The organism is Halobellus rufus (assembly GCF_000739575.1).
Lineage (GTDB): Archaea > Halobacteriota > Halobacteria > Halobacteriales > Haloferacaceae > Haloquadratum > Haloquadratum rufum.
In genome coordinates, this window is the sequence record NZ_BBJO01000054.1 from 14,359 (window position 1) to 32,795 (window position 18,437).

At 55.6% G+C, this 18,437-nt stretch carries 20 protein-coding genes; 4 read left to right on the forward strand and 16 right to left on the reverse strand.

Annotated features, from left to right (window positions below; all coding sequences use genetic code 11):
- Positions 1 to 108: 108 nt before the first annotated feature.
- Both ACP99_RS20230 and ACP99_RS16995 read right to left on the reverse strand, forming a co-directional pair.
- A complete protein-coding gene (locus ACP99_RS20230) occupies positions 109 to 510 on the reverse strand; it encodes a hypothetical protein (RefSeq protein ID WP_139175807.1) in 402 nt (133 codons plus the stop codon).
- A gap of 330 nt (positions 511 to 840) precedes the next feature.
- Positions 841 to 2,226, reverse strand: a complete 1,386-nt coding sequence (locus ACP99_RS16995) for a cytochrome P450 (protein ID WP_049987733.1) — start codon at positions 2,224 to 2,226, stop codon at positions 841 to 843.
- A gap of 351 nt (positions 2,227 to 2,577) precedes the next feature.
- On the opposite strand from ACP99_RS16995, the gene ACP99_RS21100 reads away from it, so the two are divergent.
- Positions 2,578 to 3,471: a helix-turn-helix transcriptional regulator gene (locus ACP99_RS21100; RefSeq protein ID WP_449271595.1), complete on the forward strand. Its 894-nt coding sequence runs from the start codon at positions 2,578 to 2,580 to the stop codon at positions 3,469 to 3,471.
- An 80-nt stretch (positions 3,472 to 3,551) separates the two neighbouring features.
- Here ACP99_RS21100 and ACP99_RS17005 read toward each other — a convergent pair whose 3' ends face one another.
- The 6 genes from ACP99_RS17005 to ACP99_RS17035 form a co-directional block, all read right to left on the reverse strand.
- A complete protein-coding gene (locus ACP99_RS17005; RefSeq protein ID WP_156105790.1) occupies positions 3,552 to 4,538 on the reverse strand; it encodes a hypothetical protein in 987 nt (328 codons plus the stop codon).
- A gap of 284 nt (positions 4,539 to 4,822) precedes the next feature.
- Positions 4,823 to 5,098 carry a hypothetical protein gene (locus tag ACP99_RS17015; RefSeq protein WP_049987737.1) on the reverse strand — a complete coding sequence of 92 codons (276 nt, stop codon included), beginning with the start codon at positions 5,096 to 5,098 and terminating at the stop codon, positions 4,823 to 4,825.
- A 136-nt stretch (positions 5,099 to 5,234) separates the two neighbouring features.
- Positions 5,235 to 6,293 (reverse strand): DUF6610 family protein, encoded by a 1,059-nt coding sequence (locus tag ACP99_RS17020; RefSeq protein WP_081927560.1) that lies wholly within the window; start codon positions 6,291 to 6,293, stop codon positions 5,235 to 5,237.
- Positions 6,294 to 6,480: 187 nt separating this feature from the next.
- Positions 6,481 to 7,407 (reverse strand): phosphoadenosine phosphosulfate reductase domain-containing protein, encoded by a 927-nt coding sequence (locus ACP99_RS17025; RefSeq protein WP_049987738.1) that lies wholly within the window; start codon positions 7,405 to 7,407, stop codon positions 6,481 to 6,483.
- Complete coding sequence (locus tag ACP99_RS17030; protein WP_049987739.1) at positions 7,404 to 7,754, reverse strand: hypothetical protein; 351 nt, start codon at positions 7,752 to 7,754, stop codon at positions 7,404 to 7,406. The genes ACP99_RS17025 and ACP99_RS17030 overlap by 4 nt, the downstream gene beginning before the upstream one ends.
- Positions 7,755 to 8,138: 384 nt before the next feature.
- On the reverse strand, positions 8,139 to 9,605 hold the full coding sequence (locus tag ACP99_RS17035) for an SAM-dependent methyltransferase (RefSeq protein WP_049987740.1): 1,467 nt from the start codon (positions 9,603 to 9,605) through the stop codon (positions 8,139 to 8,141).
- A gap of 252 nt (positions 9,606 to 9,857) precedes the next feature.
- On the opposite strand from ACP99_RS17035, the gene ACP99_RS17040 reads away from it, so the two are divergent.
- Positions 9,858 to 10,025: a hypothetical protein gene (locus ACP99_RS17040; protein WP_049987741.1), complete on the forward strand. Its 168-nt coding sequence runs from the start codon at positions 9,858 to 9,860 to the stop codon at positions 10,023 to 10,025.
- A 73-nt stretch (positions 10,026 to 10,098) separates the two neighbouring features.
- Here ACP99_RS17040 and ACP99_RS17045 read toward each other — a convergent pair whose 3' ends face one another.
- The 3 genes from ACP99_RS17045 to ACP99_RS17055 form a co-directional block, all read right to left on the reverse strand.
- A complete protein-coding gene (locus ACP99_RS17045) occupies positions 10,099 to 10,614 on the reverse strand; it encodes a hypothetical protein (protein ID WP_156105791.1) in 516 nt (171 codons plus the stop codon).
- 21 nt (positions 10,615 to 10,635) lie between these two features.
- Complete coding sequence (locus ACP99_RS17050) at positions 10,636 to 11,103, reverse strand: hypothetical protein (RefSeq protein WP_049987743.1); 468 nt, start codon at positions 11,101 to 11,103, stop codon at positions 10,636 to 10,638.
- Positions 11,104 to 11,182: 79 nt separating this feature from the next.
- Complete coding sequence (locus tag ACP99_RS17055; RefSeq protein ID WP_049987744.1) at positions 11,183 to 11,404, reverse strand: hypothetical protein; 222 nt, start codon at positions 11,402 to 11,404, stop codon at positions 11,183 to 11,185.
- 348 nt (positions 11,405 to 11,752) lie between these two features.
- On the opposite strand from ACP99_RS17055, the gene ACP99_RS21660 reads away from it, so the two are divergent.
- Positions 11,753 to 11,905: a DUF7837 family putative zinc-binding protein gene (locus ACP99_RS21660; RefSeq protein WP_449271594.1), complete on the forward strand. Its 153-nt coding sequence runs from the start codon at positions 11,753 to 11,755 to the stop codon at positions 11,903 to 11,905.
- Positions 11,906 to 11,943: 38 nt separating this feature from the next.
- On the opposite strand, the gene ACP99_RS17060 is transcribed toward ACP99_RS21660, so the two are convergent.
- From ACP99_RS17060 to ACP99_RS17085, 4 genes are all read right to left on the reverse strand, one after another.
- On the reverse strand, positions 11,944 to 12,435 hold the full coding sequence (locus ACP99_RS17060; RefSeq protein WP_049987745.1) for a hypothetical protein: 492 nt from the start codon (positions 12,433 to 12,435) through the stop codon (positions 11,944 to 11,946).
- A 10-nt stretch (positions 12,436 to 12,445) separates the two neighbouring features.
- A complete protein-coding gene (locus ACP99_RS17065) occupies positions 12,446 to 12,655 on the reverse strand; it encodes a hypothetical protein (RefSeq protein ID WP_049987752.1) in 210 nt (69 codons plus the stop codon).
- Between the two features lie 141 nt (positions 12,656 to 12,796).
- Positions 12,797 to 14,410, reverse strand: coding sequence for a metal-dependent hydrolase (locus ACP99_RS17070; protein ID WP_081927561.1), 1,614 nt, complete (start codon positions 14,408 to 14,410; stop codon positions 12,797 to 12,799).
- Between the two features lie 654 nt (positions 14,411 to 15,064).
- Complete coding sequence (locus ACP99_RS17085; RefSeq protein WP_049987749.1) at positions 15,065 to 15,952, reverse strand: N-6 DNA methylase; 888 nt, start codon at positions 15,950 to 15,952, stop codon at positions 15,065 to 15,067.
- Positions 15,953 to 16,855: 903 nt separating this feature from the next.
- On the opposite strand from ACP99_RS17085, the gene ACP99_RS17090 reads away from it, so the two are divergent.
- Positions 16,856 to 18,253, forward strand: coding sequence for a Cdc6/Cdc18 family protein (locus ACP99_RS17090; protein WP_081927562.1), 1,398 nt, complete (start codon positions 16,856 to 16,858; stop codon positions 18,251 to 18,253).
- Between the two features lie 4 nt (positions 18,254 to 18,257).
- Here the strand turns inward: ACP99_RS17090 and ACP99_RS21105 are convergent.
- Positions 18,258 to 18,437 (reverse strand): hypothetical protein (locus ACP99_RS21105; RefSeq protein WP_231554332.1); only part of this gene is annotated, 180 nt, incomplete at its 5' end.

Here is an 18,437-nt window from a genome sequence, read left to right on the forward strand (position 1 = left end):
AGCTAAATGTCCGTTTCTTGTTCAAGGAGTGACTAATTGAGTGATGAGTACGTTGTAGCTGTGTTCTCAATAGCTAGGCTCCGTGACGCTGAGCGAGTCGTAGTCGGCCTATTCAGATAGTGTGTGATAGGGGATGTGGAGGAGGTGTGTCCGGCATTCTTTGCAGACAATCGAGAGCTGTGGTCCTGTGTTATCAGTAAAGTGGTCAAAGTCGAACTCGCCGTCAGAGGAAGTGTAGGTAGCTTCTCTAAGCTCCATTATAGCGAGTTCGGTGTTTTCACAGACAGGGCAAGGGTCACCTCGGGACCAGTTTGGATATTTGGTGCTCTGTCGGGCGCAGATCTCATCTTCGGACATTTGTTCGACGAGATCAACCACTGTATCGAGGTCGAGGTGACGATTGATATTGTGGGAATCAGTGGTTGGGGCCGTCGATTGGCTGGACGAAACATCGATTCCTCCGTCGGTGGATATCTTTCCGTCTTTCAGTGTGATGACGATGGTCGTCATTGGGGCATTCTACTATTGCAGGGAGCGGTTGGCAGGGCAGTACTTCCGGAGCGGTGGGTTTTGAACTAGTGGTGTGCTGACATTGTCTAATTCGGGCAGGGCGGGCAGGCAGATATCGAACAGTAATGACTGCTTTAGAGATGGGAAGAGTAGGAGATCGCCGATTGAATTCCGGTTCATGAGATACGCTTTTGAATATCACCGGGTTGTGTGTTATACTCACCCGTGTTTACACCGTCAAAATGTATGAACATACACAGGTTTAGAAGGCGAGGATTTAATCGATGATTACGGAGGGGATGTTTATCAGATCAGATGTATGTTATGCTCTCAACGTTGTCGAATTCGCAATGGGATGCCTTCTTTTGATCGAGTCGTAACCCGCGGTTCAAGTTCAATTGCTTCGTCGTTCTCCCAATCAAATTGGAATTTCTGTCCGACCGTTGCTAGGACTACTTTTGCTTCTAAGAGAGCGAACTCCCGACCGATGCAAGTTCGACGTCCACCACCAAAGGGGGCATACGCAAAGTCGTGGAGTTCCTCCTCAAACTCATCAGTCCATCGTTCCGGGCGGAACGCCAGAGGTTCATCATAGAACCGTCCATCTCGATGAATATGGATTATCGATAGATGGATCTCGTGGTCCTCGGGAATCCGATATCCACCGACTTCGACATCAGTGAGCGCCCGACGCGGAATCGTATGAACTGGTGGGTAGAGCCGTAGCGCCTCAGAGATTATTCGCTCTGTGAACTCCAAGTTTTGGAGGTCGTCGTAAGTGGGCGAGTCTCCATCGAGAACTGTGTCCAGTTCCGTATGAAGTTGCTCTTGGAGGTCTGGGTTCGTCGCCAGCGCGTACCAAGTAAATGCAAGAGCTGCGGCGGTCGTCTCGTGCCCCGCAAAAACCATAGTGATCAGTTGATCTTCGATCTCTTCGATTGTGAGATCTGTTTCATCCGCCCTATTACGCGCCTTTTGGAGCTGTGTGAGCAGGTCTGGAGTATTTGAGTGAGCAGCCTGCTTAGAGCTCGATTGGTCCTTGGACCCACTTGCCTCGTCGCCTGAGATTCTTGTTCGGTCGCTTCCTTCTTCGAGTAATCTTCGAACCTCCTGACGGAGGCGCTTCGTGGATTGATTGAATCGACGCCGTGCTGGTGTCGGAATCCACGGTGGCAGAATCCACGATGATGGTGTGAACCATTCGTTGAGTCCGTCAGCGGCATCCCGAAGTTCTTGATCCTCGCCTGGGACCAACGAACGACCGAACAGCGTGGAAAAGAGGACCTCCAGAGTGAGATTCTTCATCTCAGGCTCCATATCTAGTGTTTCACCCTCAATCCACGTCTCGAGACGTCGTTCGGTACACGCAACCATTTGCTCTGTGTAGCCTCTTATGTGGTCTCGGTAGAAGAGCGGTTGTAACATATCGCGCTGTTGTCGCCACTTCTGCCCCTCGACCGAAAGGAGACCGTTCCCGAACGCACGTTGATAGTCCTCGGTTTTCCCGAAGGCTTCGACATCAGACACGAGGATACGGTCAAGATGGTCCGGGTGAGTGAAAACAAAGACATCGTCAACTGCCGGGAGAGCCATCCGGTAGATGTCTCCGCACTCCGACGTCGCCCGCTCTACAAACGTGAATGGATCGCGAGCGAACTGGACAGCGTTTTTGAGGACCGGATAACCGGACGGTGCCGGTGGTAGTTGGGAGCTCACGATAGTCGCTCTTTGTATCAGTATATGTAAAAAGTACCGCTGAGAGACGGGTTTCGGTTGGGTTTTGAAAGGGATGGGTATTCGAATAAGCTCGATTCAATATCAGATTTGTGCGATATATTCATAGCGTTGGGTACGCAGTTTAGTAACGGGTGAAAACAAGTGACGCAGTCCGAGCGTGCGACCACAAATCCACTCACGGACGAACGGATCGTCGTCCGTGAATTTATTAGTGATCTTGCTGGGTCCACCTCTTTAGATATACTGCGTTCACTCGACGGGCGCGCAAAGACGGCCTCGACTATCGCAGAATCGGGGGAAATCACCCGACAGACGGTATCGAAACATCTCGTGCAACTTTCCGATTGGGGATTGACGAAAACAGCTGGTACGGGTGGATATGAACTGACGGCAGGCGGGAAAATCACGCTGGAAGCGTTCGAATCGTGTCCAGATGGTCTCGATCGCGAGCCACTCACCCAGCTAACTCGGTCGAGACATACTATCCCGTTGTTACAAACGCTTGTAGAGCAACCCAGCCGTCCGAGCGAGTTGGTGGACACAACCAACGGGTCTCCGTCGCGTGCAACTGTTCGGAGAGCGTTACGGATGTTTGAGACGGAAGGATGGAGTGTAGAGAGCGACGGTGTTCACAGGCTCACGCCCGCTGGACAGCATACATTAGAACGGTATGAGGAACTGGCCGAGACAATCGAGCAGGTGTTGGATAAAGCACCTTGGTTCCAACGGCTCAGTCCAATTAGGACGGATATTCCAGTTCGAGCCCTCGCTGACGCAAAGCTGTATGTCTCCTCACCCCACTCTCCAGGAATCGTCCTGGCGACAGCTCTCAAACTCTGCGATCCACGGCTTGACCACTTCCGCGTGTTGACATCGATCTTCAACCCGACACTCTTTAGCGCGTACGATAAACTGCTCAAACTTGGTCTGAAAGGGGAGGCGATCGTCGACGCCTCGCTCTACCAGCGACTCCATGAAGAGGAGATGGAGTACTTTCTGGACGACTCAAACTACGACAACTTTCAGATTTTCTGTCTCGACGAACCACTAACCCTCGGCATTGGGATCTACGACAGGGAGCAAATCGCGGTTGGGGCGTATAATAAAACGGGGGAGGGAGAACATATCGCGATGATCCTCAGTTCAAACGAAGCGGTAGTCCAATGGGGAGAAGATCTCTATAATCAGTACCAGAAGCAGGCTCGCGACCCTGCCGAGATGTAAACGTATCAGTCCATATCGCTCTCTCAATAGGCGAGGTGTACCTGCGTAGAACAGCTTGAGGGGTTGTTGTGTGGATATTTCTAAAAAGGCGGAAGACGGCCTATTAGCGTTGTTTTGAGGTCGTCAGCCCACGCCGACTGTCGTGACGCCAGTTCCTCTTTGAGGGAATCTCGTTTGGCTTCAGCTGTCTGCTGAGTTTCGCGCTCCGTTTTCAACTCGTCTTGGAGGTCATTCGGAGAGAGTGAAGCATACTCTACTGGCGGAGCGCTGAGGACGTTCCCACCATATCCGGTCGAGATACCGAATACGGCCCCGATTGCTTGCTCGATTTTACGGATTCGGGTACGTGAAGTGTCGATGGTGTCTCGAGCATCGTAGTACTCCCTCACTTGCTTCTTGTACGCTGAGGGGGGTGAGTGCTCTTCGAGATTGTCCAGTGCAGTGAGTACCTCGTCAATAGGGATGTCGCGTTCTGTGAGGAAGTCGACCGCGTCATCACCGATGAAGACACGAATCCGGTCACTCGGAACCGACCGGAGATGGTGACCGATGGGGAGATCGTGGTCATCCATGGGGAGGAAAGGTGTGGCGAGCGTTGAGCTCACCCAGTTGATGATCGTATCGACGAGTTCGTCGGGATCGGGGCGGTACTGTCTGACATATCCGCCATAGCTGTTCCGGGAATTCTCGATTATCTTCTCCTGCGTTGTGACGCGAAGCCCCCACCACGTGTCGGTAAGCGTTCGATAAACGTCCACCTGGACGTGGAGATATGCGTAATCGAGTTTGTCGGCCTCGCAGGTGAACGTCCATTCGTCAAGTCCCTCACTGGCGTCGAGCGTTGTTATTTGATTCTCATCGATGTCTGTCGGTGGTCCCCCAGAGTGGCCGGTGGTCGATGACTCAGCTGAAGTTTCCGATTCGGCTGGCGTAGAGGCGTCGTCATTTGGAGGAGTCGGTGACGAAGATGAGCTGTCGGAGTCGTCTGGTGACGCGGTCTTGGCGGTTGATGTGCTGTTGTTATCTGAATGAGCGAGGGAACTGAGGGTTGATTGCTTGGATGTCATAGGTGAAGGACCACTTGAAGCGGTGGTATGTTCGTGACTACTCCGACTGCTCGTCGGCAAGTTCTCGGGCTCGTCTCGCGAGAAGTCGTTGTACCCACGTTCGGTTTTTGTGCTGGTTCTCGTAAGCGAGGTACTGCTGGATCGTCTCTCGGGAATGCATACAGTGGAGGCCCGCCTTAATAAGGCGGGCGTTGGACGTGTCGAGAAATCGTTTCGGTGGGAGTTCCTCGAGGATCTTGTCGTCTGAGTCAGTCCCGATATCTTCGACTCCATTGGATGACGCCTTACTCATAGGCCGAAGGTGGGGTGTGGATCGTCGGCGGGTCAGGCCACGTCTCTACTTCCTCCTGGACGGCTGTGAGGACGGTTTGCGCTTGCCTCGAATGTGAATCCTCGTTCGCCGGCGGGTCGATGAGTACCTGGAGTTCGAGGACATCTTCAAGTTCGATCTCCGGAACAGTGTGGTAGAGCGTGCGGAGGACCTTGTCTCGGATAGTTACAGGCGAGTCACCGGCTTGTGCGATCGTGTCTGGGTCGATAGTCGAGGCAGCAGTTGACATATGAAGCACTTCACCTGCTTAGCGGTGGAGAAAAACCCGCGTTTCTGGGTGATTTTCCGTTCAGAGGTGGTAGCGTTCTCCGTAGTTACCCCACGAAATCCGTTGTGGATCCTTATCGTGGGGTAACGCGAGGAGGCTAATCACCGTTGATACGCGTGAGTCCCTCTTGATACTCGATCCGCTTCCGTTCCGACTCGTTGCGGTACGCGAGCGTCCATCCGTTCTCATACTCGACCACGATCGCATCCTCGAGAGGGTCGTAGTCGGGATTCTCCGGATCGTAGACCGGTGCATCGTCAGGAGCGAAGGGACTCGGCTTTTCGTAGATATTTCGCCCGCTCGCTGCCCAGACGGGGTCCTGTGGCTCCTGAACCGCTTCTCCGTAGACGTCACAGGGGGTCGTCTCCGGCCAGAGATCGCGCTCCTGCCAGAAGGCACGCATCTCACGGAGACTCCGACGGACAGTCTCACGAATCCCGAGATGGTCGGCGGATTGCCAGCCATCGCGACTCCAGTACTCTCCGAGGTAGGCGACCTTGGCTGGTCCGTTCCAGTCCATTCCGACGATGTTCGCCGGCGGCGCATTCGTGAGTGTTGGCTGCGTGAGGTCTTGGAGCGCCTCGTACTGGATGGGGGGACTCCCGCCGAGGAGATGAATATGACGGTCACGCCAGTCCACTGGGTCGCTGTAGTCGTCTGCGTGGAGGGATGAATAGCCGAGCGGATACCCGAGGACGAGGTCGTCGTCGATGATCTCGATTGCCTCGCGACACTTCGGGACGATAATGTACGTTGTCGACGGGAACTCTTCGCGGAGGTCGCGAGCGAGCTGGGTGTACTCGCAGGCGTCCTGTGGCGTCTCAGCGTCACCGATGACGGCCACATCGGGTTCGTACTCGCGAAACCGGTCGACGTATCGGTCGGGATCGGGGTCGTGGAACTTGTTGTCGAGCATAACCACCGGGAGGTCGACATTCCGGTAGGAGTCGATCTGGAGGCGATAGTCCTCACGGATGCCCGTGGTGAAGCCAAGTTTGTAGGCGTCTGTGGCGAACGGCGCTCTGAAGAGGAAGCCGATATATGCGGGGCGACGGGCCGACTCGAGGGTGTCCGGCTCGGGTGCCGCGTGCGGTGGCGTGAACGGACGTTGCGGCTCAGCCGCAGCCGAGGCTACCTGAAGGGAACTAGAAGCCATACGCGGGTGGTGTGAACAGCTGGTTGCAGCGATACTTGACGAACGATACGGATGCCGTGCTGTGCAGCGGCTCAGGCCAGCTGCCGCGAAGAAAGACTCGCGAGACAGGTACTGTCCCGAGAGATGGAGGATTTCATATCTTGAGAGTTCGAGCGTTCAGGTGACGAGTTGTGGTCCAGAGCGACGGTTAGGAGGTATTGCACTGATGGCGCTGCTCGCAACTCTGGCAGAGGAGCATCTGGTCAGGATCGTCCATCGCCTCGCGTTCGTGGTCTTTCAGTCGGTTATGGCCCCAGCGGTTGTACGCCTCGTCGGGTCCGTCGTCCAGGGCGGCGAACGCGCCGACGGTTGCTTCGAGACAGAGAATGCGCCGATAGACATCGGGATAGAAGAGCCGGATCATCCTGAGTTCTTTCCGTTTGGAGAACGCCCCACAGAGGCATTCTCCCGAGGTTTCGAGCGTCTCCTTTACGGGTGACATCGGGAGGTCGAGGCTGCGTCGGTAGCGGCGAACATCGAGTGGAGTGAATTCGACGAGCGGAGAGATCGTCGGATGGCCAAGGAACTCCTGCTGACCGCTCGCGTCGACGTTTTCCATCCGGTTCTGCGATTCGTGCCGGGCGACACCGGAGATGAGAAGGAGGTCGTCCTCAAGCATCTTCAGGAAGCGCGAGAGCGGCTTCTCCTTGAGATTCCAGTACATATACTTGTGCGCTCCGGGGCCAGGGAAGCCAAATCGCTGGATGAGCGTCGTGTATTCCTCGTGCGGCCGACGGTACTCGTGCTCTTGGCCCGGATCGTCGCAGGGCGCCCCAACCTCGTAGTACGGGATGTCGAGCGCTTCTGCTCGCTCCTCGACAAATGCGGTCGTCTCCGGGATGCCGATCCCGGTGTTGATGTGGATGATACCATCCAGATCGAGGTAGTGAGATTGATAGACAACGTGCATCGCAGTCAATGAATCGTGGCCGCCGGAGACGAGCGCGTAGACACGGTCTGTTTCAGGGGCGGCCTTGATCACGCGACGGGCGGTGTTCGCGGCCTCGGCGTCGACGTCGTCGGGGAAACCCAGCCGGAAGTCCGACGTCGACGAGACGGCGGCAGTAGAGCTCATACTGAGGCGTCGTGCTCGAGGTTGTTTGTGAGGGCGAGCCAGAGAGCGTATGCGGCGTGGCGGTAGAGGACGGTCTCACACTCGGGACACCAGTACTCGACGGTGCCGAGTCGATCGAGGGCGGCGCTGAACGCGCTCGACCCATCGTGATGAATCGCGCATTCCTCGTTCAGATGCATCTCGTGGAGGTGGGACGTCCCACACTCGGGACAGGGCTGACCCGGCTCCCAGTCGTCGCGTGCGATGGCTGTGACGCAGTACGGTTCGTCGCTTGGACGGGACCCAGTGAGCTGGTAGGAGGTCTCGCTGCGGGCGTCGGGGGACGTGGTGGAGCCTGTCTCGGTCATATGGATCACGCAGCCCGTTCGACGGGCTTTCAGGCTCGAAGAGCGAGAAAAACACACCGAGCGAGGAGGGTGCTGTTAGAACGGTGGTTCGACGTCGATCGCTGCGACGTACTCGTTGATATTTTCCTGTGCTAACGGGGCATGAGGAGTGGGTTCGTCGTCAGTTGTTGGGATCGCACGAAGCGCCGAAGCGAAGGTGCAGTGTGGACAGTCGAACCAGTAGGTCGCGTCCTCGTTCGAGGCGGGGTCAGTGAAGATGATGATGAGCGGATCAGCTCCGCATTCGGGACAGGCGTGGGCTGAGGCGCGCTGATGGTGTTGGCGGCGAGTTGTCGTAGAGTGAGCGCGAGAGGACATAGTGTTGGGAAGGGTGGGGGACAGAGGTTAGTTCTTCTGTGAAGCGAACTGTTCGAGGGATTCCTGTTCGGTTGGGGCTGTCGAGGAGGTTGTGGAGTCGTCCTCCTGGTCGGTGGAAAGAGTGGATGGCGTTCTGGAAGTGACGCCGGGATCGCATTCGTGTCGGTCGTGATGCTCTTCGAGGTAGGCAAGGCGCTCGGGATGTGACTGGTGAAGGATAGAACCGTCGTCGGTGACGCAGTAATTCTCGGGTCGTGCGCCGCAGGTAGGACAGTCGACGTACCAGGAGGGATGGAGATACCAGCCCTCGCCACACCGAATACACGAGTGCTGTGCCTCGGCGTCTGAGTCGGGCACGTGGATATCCTGGGGTGAGCGGTCGGTCGCGTGGACATCGAGACCCGTGGTCTGTTTCGTATCGATACTGATGAGCCAGTCCTGCTCGGCGTCGGGATGCTCGATGATGGCGACGCGGGAGCGACGATAGTCGAGGCGCTTCGGCATACAGGTCGCGGTGTGGCCAACTTGAATGATGTCACCGCCTGCGGCGACGAGTGGGTGGAGTTCCTGCTTGAGTGCTGTATCCCGACCAGTGGTGCGGCCATCATAATTAGTGGTCTGCTGGAACGCCTCACTCGGGAGGTCCACGACGACGGTGTGGAAGGTGTCAGCAGCGAATTCGGCGGCAAGTTCACGCTCGTCGAAATGGTACGCGGCGTCGACGGATTCATCGACGCTCGTCTGCACCAAGTGGCCGTCGTGGGAGAGTAACCGTTCGTACGTCGAGACGTCGAGGACACGTCCGGAGAGGTGGGTGGCGAGGTAGTCGGCGACGCCGGCTTGAGGAGTGATCTCGGAGCTGAGGCGAATGTACTCGAGGTCGATGGGAGTGCTCCCGTTCCCGCTGGTCGCGACACCGCCTGACGCGGTGGCTCCTGCGTTCGGAACTGCGGCGTCAGTCACGTGTACTGGGCGGGTTGCCGACGCAGTCTCGTTATCGGGTTTCTGAGCGACGGTCCCAAGCCAGTCGTGCTGGCGACCGAGGGTGTTCCAGATGGTGACCTCTTCGAGCAGATACTCCTCTCCAGGCGGCATAAGCGTCGTCGTATAGCCGAGTCGGATGACGCGACCACCGGGTTTCAGAAGGGCGTCGACCACGCTAGCGAGTTCGGTGATCGTAGGTAGTGTGTCGTCCTCGCGATCGTAAGTAGTCGTGTTCTGTTGTTCCGAGAAGGGTGGGTCGAGGACGATCATATCGAACGATTCAGCTTCGAGGATGTCAGGAAGATCGCGGACATCAACGTGATAGTCAGCATCGATCTCGGGATTGATGTCGTTCCGGACGATCCGCCCATTATGGGTGAGCTGGGTCCGTCCAGCACACGCGTTGAGGACGCGACCGTCGAGTTGCGATTCGACCCAATCACGAAGCTTCTGTGCGTTGAACGTCCAGCGGTCGGGTTGGATCGTCCAGTAGGAGAGCGAGGTGGGCATACTGATGAGTGGAGGATGGTTCGCGGAGCGGGCGCTACAGGGAGGGCGAGTGTTACTGATGGGTTACGTCGGGGACGTGGCCGGTTCGGCCGAGATTGTATCTGACGTATCTGATGTTGGTGAGGTATATGAGTTATTCAACAGAGTTGATTGAGGCTTGAGCATTCTGAGTCCTCGGAACCGATCGGACGGGAGAAATCAAACGATAGAGGCGTTAATTATTAAGTCGGGGTCTGAGAATCGGGGAATCGTATGGCAGACCTGATTGTCCAATCGAAGGTTCGAGAGCATCTCGACGAAATGAACGTCTCGGCAGACTTCTTCGATGCGCTTGACGAGGAAGTCGCTGACCTCCTTGACGATGCTGCGCGTCGTGCAGACGCGAACGACAGGAAGACCGTTCAAACTCGAGATCTCTAAGCCGATTTCGTCATCCTATTTCGTTTGATTCGCTGTTGTTATCTGCACTTTCTGTAGCCGCCGCTCTGAGACACTATACGGTGACGATGGTGTCGCAGTTCACGCATCGAAAGAGGATGGTTTCGCAGTCGGGATCATCGTAGTCGACATCGTGATCGGGGAGGACGGTTGGATCGGAGACGAGCTCGTTTCCCGTGAGGTTCTCGCCGCAGTCACAGGTGAGCGGCCAGTCGAGGGATGAGAGGAGGTCGCTATCTGGAAGTATCCCATACGATGCTTCGTCGACGTACTCGTTTTGGATAGGGTTGAGAAGGTCCTGCGAAACGGCGCTATGTTGGCCGTCGAATCCGCCGTGCCAGAAGACATCGATGGCACGATACTCGATGGTGAGCTGCGTCTTGCATCTCGCACATCTGACGTGGACGTAGTGGGTGTCGAAATTGTTCGGCACCCCTTCTTCGGTAGATTCGAACTTGGAGTTCTGACAGACTGGACACGCTGGCTGTATACTGATGTATGTCGGCTCAGCGGCTGGGTCTGCGTCCTCGTCAGTATCTTGATTCTCGGACGTTGTATCTGGTGGTTCCATAATGATGAGCTGGGTGTGGGATTACGCAGACGATTCAGACGGTGCGTCGGGAGTTTCCGTAGCCGACTCCTCGGACGGGTTCTCAGGAGCGTGGTCGAACGAATTGTAGGTAAGAGTCCCATCAGGCCAAGCGACCCACTGGCCGGCAAGCAGCGGGAAACGACACTTCTCGAATCCGACGGTCTCCACGACGAGTTGCTCCTCAAGATGGGGAGCGAGACGTTCAAGGAACTCCTCGGTGCAGTATTCTGTTCGACCGACGACACTCCCGTCTTCGTCGAAAATTGGCTTTGTGACCTCGAAGGCGACGTACCCGTAGAGTTCGAGGTACGGGTCGGCGTCCTCCTGGTCGGGTTCGACGACGCCGATGGTCAGGGAGTAAAAACTCCCGTAGAAGTCGTAATCGTCGATGATTGCTTCGATAGCCTCGACCGCATCGGGGTCGACGGTCGGATGATTCGATGCGGTGGTTGCTTGCAGGGTTGCCATAAGCGGTTCAGGCCCGTGGCCGCAAACAAAGACGCTAGGAGCCGAGGGACTGCTGAAGTGATCGAGGGGACCAATAGGGTTAGGCGGTGTCGGTTGATGAGGGTGTGAAATCTTGAAAAGTGTCCCATTCGCCGGGGTACTCGATGCCGGCGTCCTGGTGGATTGTGGTCTGGACGGCGCCGGATGACTCAACCTCAACGAGGACGTCGTCGCGACCGAATCGAGTCGCGAGGAAGTCGTGGATCTCCTCAACCGGCGCGATGACAGCTTCGGGAGCGTTGTGTGCGGTTTCGATCGTCATAGACGGATCACTTGATGCGGCCAGTGACAAATTCACGTCGGGATTTGATAGCACCCAATCTCTTCCGATCCGCACCCGGGACATTCATCAGTGTCCGAAGAGACGTTGTCCCGCACTGGCGACACTCGACGACCATCTCTGTCTTCCCGGTGGAGAGAAACCGAGCGAGAATTGTGCGGACACTCATAAGTTGTCCTGTTCCGGCGGCTCTGAATTAATGGTTCTGGTGGGCTGTCTCCCCGAAATTCTGGTGTGGACGGCCTGCAAGCCCGCTAAAAGCTCATTTTTGACAACATTCAAGGTTCGTGTGGAAGGAACACTATCACACGCTCCTTCCATCCCCTTTCCATGCCCGACGACACGCAGATACTCGGTCACTGCCCGGACTGTAATGAGCGTATTACTACTGCGTGGACCCTAGTTGAATACGAAAAAGATGATGGTACAGAAGGCGTGTGGGCCGAGTGTCCGGGATGCGAGGACGTTGTCGCACCGGAGTGATGCACTTTGTGCTGAACTTTGCTGAATGTCGCCTTCTGCTACTCGCGTGAGCGGTGTTGTCCGAGGCGGTCCTTGATCGCGATGATGTTATCCCGAAGGTACTGAGCTTCTTCAGGGTCGATCTGTCCGTTGTTGGCTAGTCTATTGACGGTGTTGAGGAGGCCCTGGATGTTGTCGTCGATCTGTACCGGTACCTCGAACGTATCGGCCTCTGGGTCGTAGAGAGCGGCGAAGTCGTAGCACATCCGGTAAACCTTCCCACAGACCTTGCAGACGGCAGGGAGTGAAACGGTCTCGGACTGCGGATCGATGTCTGCCTCGACGTCGAGGCCGGGATCGCGAATCAGCCAGCCGCCCTCGAGGCAGTCGTGGGTTTCCCAGCAGTCCCAATGTGCCTCGCCCTCAAGGTGAATGTCGTCGTCTTTGTAGAGGTTCTTCGTTTCGCGTTCGTCAGCGAGATAGCCACAAATGGCGCAGGTTACGCTGTGGGCGTCAATCCAGCGGTCGTCGGTCGGATCGGATTCGGACATGAGTGTGGCGTTAGTCGGGGAAGTCTATTGCGTCGGGATCGGTTGCGACGCGGCAAGCTGCCTTGTTGAGTTCGTCGGCGTTAAGGGCCAATCCGATGAGCTCCTCGATGGCTTCCTCGTAGGCTGAATACGTCTCGGTTGGACTCGACGTATCCTGGAGCCGCTGGTCGAGTGCCTTGCGGAAGCGTTGCTGTGCGCGGTGTCGAGAAAGACTACCCATACGTAGATTCCTCCACCAGTAGAGGGGAGAGAGAAATTCGGTCGACGATCTATCTGAGTTACCCCACGCAGAGATGGTATCGCCCATTTCGTGGGGTAACTGACAGAGACGGCCTGCTCAATTAGCGCGTTAGAGCCGCGATTACACGCCGATCGTCGCGAGGACCTGCGGGATATAGATAGCTGCTCCTGTGGCACCGAGTCCAGCGACAAAGAGGGCGTTATTTGCCGTACTGTTCGCTGACGTCGTAAGATTCCACGTGTACTCCGTGTCGTCCACGGGGGCGAACGGTTGGATCCCCATCGGCGTTATCACGTCACCGAGGAGGTGCGTCGTGAGCCCCAGCGCGACGAGAAAGCCGACGCCAAGCGCAGGAACAACGAGAGACGGAGCGCTTGCTGTTGACAGCGTCCCGTTCACCGATTGTGTTCCCTGAAGCGCCGCGGCCCAGGTCACAGCCGTTGCGATCGTGGACGCGACGATGATGAACCAGACGGTGTGCGTGATACCGCGGTGCGAAACGAAGGGGAGACGCTGGTCGATATCGGGAATCGGTGCCACGCCGGCGACGATAAGTATCCCCAAGAGGGCTTCTCCGGATGCTCGACTAACGGTAAGGAGAAACGCCAGCGGTGAGAAGGCGAGAAGAGCGAGCCCGTAATGACCGCGTCTATGCATCTCTGGAGCTGTTGCTCCATCTTCTTCGTGCAAGAAAAAGACTGTTCCGGGAAGTGAGACTGTCTCATCCTCACTGCGGAAGCGCGGTAGCTTCAAGCACCTCCTCGACTGGCGGTTTGAGGATTGGCTTGATGAGCAGGGGGAAAGCGAGGAGGCAACAACGGTGGTCGCTCGCTCGGTCTGAGTAGCACAGCCGGGCGGGATCGAATCAGGTATGGGGACAGGTACGCTGTCGTGTTGAGCTGATGACTCGTTCTCTTTGAGCCCCTTGAGGTAGACGCGATCCTGCGTTGCGGTGAGACGCAAGTAGTCGTAATCTGTTTCGTTTGGTGCCAGCCGCTCGTAAGTAGCCGTCCTGAGGCCGTATTTGGACAGCGTCCACTCCAGGTCGTCGGTGTCAGGGAGGTGCGTTCGGATTGTGGAGGGCTCTGTATGGAGTTGGGCAACGACCGTCGCGACTGCGGTCTTGATGTCTTCAATACGTGCGTTCGTCCCTCCGGAGACGCCGTAGTCGCCGTCGTTGTTCTGGACGCTGTGGCCGCGTATCCCAGAAAGTCGCGCCTTATCGCTGGTGTCTGCCTTCCGAACCTGTGAGGGGTTCCCGTAGCCGGTCACGAGTTCGGTCATATAGTGCCACATCCCGTCGCGGTTCGCTCCGGAGTCGTTCAGATAGATACGGTGTCGGACAATCGACCCGCCTTGTCCCCATCGTTCGTCGAAGGCACGTCCCGAGGCTCGGTAGGTGATGGTCGTATCGTCGTGGTAATCGAGTTCCCACTGACCGATACGGGCTGGGGCGACTTTGAGCTCATCAGGAAGGTCAGATGTACAGAAGACGTTATGATCCGGAGTGAGCGCCATAACCTGATCGACGTTCAACAGTGCCGACGGATATGTTTCCTCGAAGACCCTGTGGACATTTTCGTAGAAATCGTTTAGCGGTGTTTCCGCTGTGGAGTGGGTCGCTTTAGACTTCTCAGTCGTCGATGTTACTGCGGGAGTATTTGTTGAGTGGCCGGATGTCGATTCTTCGGTCGTCGTGAACGCATCGAGTTGGGATTGGGAATTCGATGGCATCGTGAGAACTCCGTAATGTTACGAATGACCAACGTGAACTGGCTAGTCGTCGACGCGAGCGAGCGTGTAGTCGTCGTTCCTATCGAGGTAGCAGTGTAGTTCACATATCCGTCGATGGGTCGCAAGCTGGTTGATATCGAGTGCGCTGATAGAGTGCGTGGACGTCTCGAGCGGAGCCAACAATCGTCTTCTCAAGGACACGTCGCCCGTCACGGATGATAGGAGTGAATTGCTCGCTGGCGATCCGGAGGATTGCGTCCAGTCTCGTACAATTTTCGAAGTTGGTAGCAGGAAGATCAAGGACGAACACTTGACAGGTGACGAGCTGATCGTCTACGAAATTCCCTTGGATGTGATCGCGGGGATCCGTAGTTGGTTTTCGGGTGTGAGTCGGGTCGAAGCAGTACGCTCGATAGACCTGCGCTTCGGCGGTTTCTTCGCTGGCCTTGAGATGAGGGTATCGCTCGAGGAACCACGCACGGGTGGTCATCGGTGCGGGCCCGATCGCAGCTACGACGCCAGACTTGGTTTGTGCGAGACCCCGTGGCGGCGTCGCGTTGTCCTCGAGGGCCTGGAAGAGTTCTCGAAGGGCTTGACGCCGGTTCGCCTCGGATTGGAGAACAACGGACATTGTGGAGTGTGGAATACAGATAGTTATTCGCTGAAGGCGTCAAGCGTGACGTTCTCGATGGTATCGGGATCATCGATCGTGACGGCGTCCTCAACGTTTCCTTCAGAGAGGTCGCTATCGTTGTTGGTGTCGTCCTGAGCGGAGCCATCGGCCTCCTCAAAGTCCGTTTTGATGGGTACGTTGTCGGGGTCAAGTTCGGTGATAACCCCGTTGGCGGTTGAGTCGGTAAGGATTCGCGTGGGATGGTTTATTCGCCAAACGTGCCACGTCTCGTAGGTGAGGGAGTTTCCGTGGACGACGTACGCGGGGATGGCGTGGAGTGCAAAGTTGATGACGGCCATATGAGCGCACGTCTTGTCGATGTCGCGTGCAACGACAACGGTGGGCGTGTTAGGTGAAATGTGACGGAGCTGCTGGACAGCGTGGAACGGGAGTCGACCACTCCCGCACGCCGGATCGCTCATCGTGATAGGGTCCTCCTGAGAGGCATCACGAATGCCTTCGGGGGTGCTGAAGAGCATCTGAGCCTTCGCGATGGCGATATTCTGGGGTGTGAAGTGCTGGCCGAAGGCATCACTGTTAGCTCCGTAGTATTCGTAAATCCCACCGAGGAGTTCCGCCGAGTGCGGGTATCCCGGAACGGTCGTTTCTTCCATTGTATTGACGAGGGCTCCGAGTGCAGTCCCATAGGTCTCGAGAACATCTCTGGTGAGATCGTCGTCATCGTGGAGACGATCTGTGAGGTCGTGAACGAGTTCAAGGTAGTCGTCGTCGTTTCGACTAAGAGCGGTGACGATGAAGTTTAGCCAGTTCGTGAAGATGTCGTATGTGCGAAGGCCCGTTTTCTGGTGGACTTCATCGAGATGCTCGGTGATTGGTTCGTATGTACTCGGGTCAGGGATGGAAGCCATCGACGAATCGCCTCAGTTCAACATGGGGAGGGAAAAACCCAGAGAGGGGACACCCCACCAGTTCCGGCGTAAGGAGAGGCGAAAATCACCCCACCGGTTCCGGCGTTATCGCAATGGGGTCACCCCTAGACTTCCGTCGTAAACGAGGGACAAATCGTATGAAGTCTCCAGATCTCGGGAGGGGACACCCCACCAGTTCCGGCGTTAGCGTGCGAATTTACTCTCTTTAGATGAAAGTAAGAGCGGGATGAGTGGAACCAAAAGACGGAAGAAAAGCTCCAGAACCCTCGTCAAGAATGAATACTTCAGGATACCACGGACAGATTAGAGACGAGAATTGGTCTCGGGAAAATCCTATCACTACTCGATGACGGACCCACACCCCTTCGGTTCCGTCGTTAGATAGACAAGGGCAACGCAGCTCAAGATCACGATGACCAGACACACCCCACCGGTTCCGACGTTAGCGGCCGTGAAAAGCGGTAACTAGACTGAGAATAGCAGAAGTCGTCTGTATTCTGTCCCACGATAAGAATATGTAAAAGTTGAGTTAGTAAACCCTAGCTTTATTACAATACAGCTTGAATAACTCCGCGGGACGAAATACTAGAGAGGAGGAAGCGGAGCGACTGGTAGGTTCGAGATGAAAATCAGTAACGGGGTGGAACGTCCAGAAACGCCGTAGAGACGCGTTCTATCCACTAAACCGCGATTGTACGTATCCTTCCCGTGGGGGGTACACGTTCATCGGTAACGACGGAACTGAAGGGGTGTGTGTGTGTTGGGTTCCGTGATTGTTCGAAGATCGAGGTAGTCCTTCCAGTAGACCTTCTTTCGTGGTAGATTTACGTCGGAAGTCGAGGTGGGAATACTTTTAAGTAATCGGGTTTCGTCGGTGCCTCTATGTCAAACGGCACCTCGACTTCCGATGAAAGTCGAGATTTGGATTCTACGTCTTCAGACGGTCAAGACGACCAATCTCGCGTCCAAACATCGGAACCGAAGGGGAGTCCAGACGAGAATGGAAAACCGCCATCAAGCGACGGGGACGGTCAACAATTCAAGGTTGACGACCCGCTCTTTTCTAAACGGAAGGGAGTTTTCCAAAATAAGGAGATGGTCCGTGTCGGTTGGGTACCTGATGGCGATCGAATTGTCGGACGTGACGATTATATTTCCACTATCAGCAGCTGTCTGAACGACGCTGTCTATGGTGGTGCCCCAAATCACATCTCAATTACTGGGAAAACAGGAACGGGAAAATCTCTTGTCTCCCGATACGTCACTCGTCGAGCTGTCAATGCGGCAGTTGATGATATCCGAATAGGCCATACGTATCTAGACTGCTCGAAATCCTCAACTGAAGTCCAAGTCATCTCGACAATCGGCCAACAGCTGAACGACGAGGATGTCTATGACGAGGATGAGGACGTCGTGAAAATGCCCGATACCGGGCTACCGAAAGACAAGTTCTACAAACGCCTCTGGCAGATTCTCGATCACTACGATTCGGCTATCATCATTCTCGACGAAGTCGACCTTCTCAAGAGCGACCACGTTCTGATGAGTCTCGCAAAGGCAGTCGAATCAAATGATACGTCGTGTCAAATCGGAATTATAGCAATAAGCAATCAAATCAACTTCTTCGACGAGTTGAACCCACGCACCAAGAGTGCCTTCCAGACTCAAGAACTCAATTTCGACCCATATAATGCAAATCAGATTCAAGAGATTCTTCGCGGGCGTGATGACGCATTTCGTGATGGTGTTCTTACTGATGAGGTCATTCCTCTTGTCGCGGCTTTCTCAGCCCAGGAACACGGAGATGCACGGAAAGCAATGCGGTTATTCAGGACCGCAGGAGAGCTAGCCGATCGTGAGGGAGCTGACATGGTCGAAGAAGACCACGTGCGAAGAGCCCAAGACGCACTTGAAAAGGATCGATTCCGCGACTTCCTCCAGGGAACCCCCACTCAAATGAAAGCGGCTTGTCTCTCGATCGCTGCTAAGTCACTTTACTCGCGTGATGATTACATCATCACAGGTGAACTCTACGATGCGTACCAGCAGATCACTAACGCGATAGATATGGACACGATTGGGATACGGCGGTTCCGGGATATTCTTGATGAGATGCAGCTCAGCCAGGTAATCGAAACTAAGGAGGTAAATATGGGAAAAGGCGGTGGCCGCCACAACTCTCATCGGTTACTCCACAATCCTGAGGCTATCCTTGATATCGTAATGGAGGATTCTCGATTCGGAGATATCTCTAAATCCTCGCTGAAACGGTTCGCCTGACTAATTAGATGTTATACTGATGAGATGTACCTTCGTTTAGTCCACTCGTCGCGACGGGGCACAGTACGTCCTTCACGGTTCTCCCAATCAGTACTAGAGACGGGTTTGATCCGATCGAGTTCGAACCCAGCGGCTCGGTAGCAGACTCAGTGTTGTCGTCGACGCCGGCGATCGCGACGAGCCG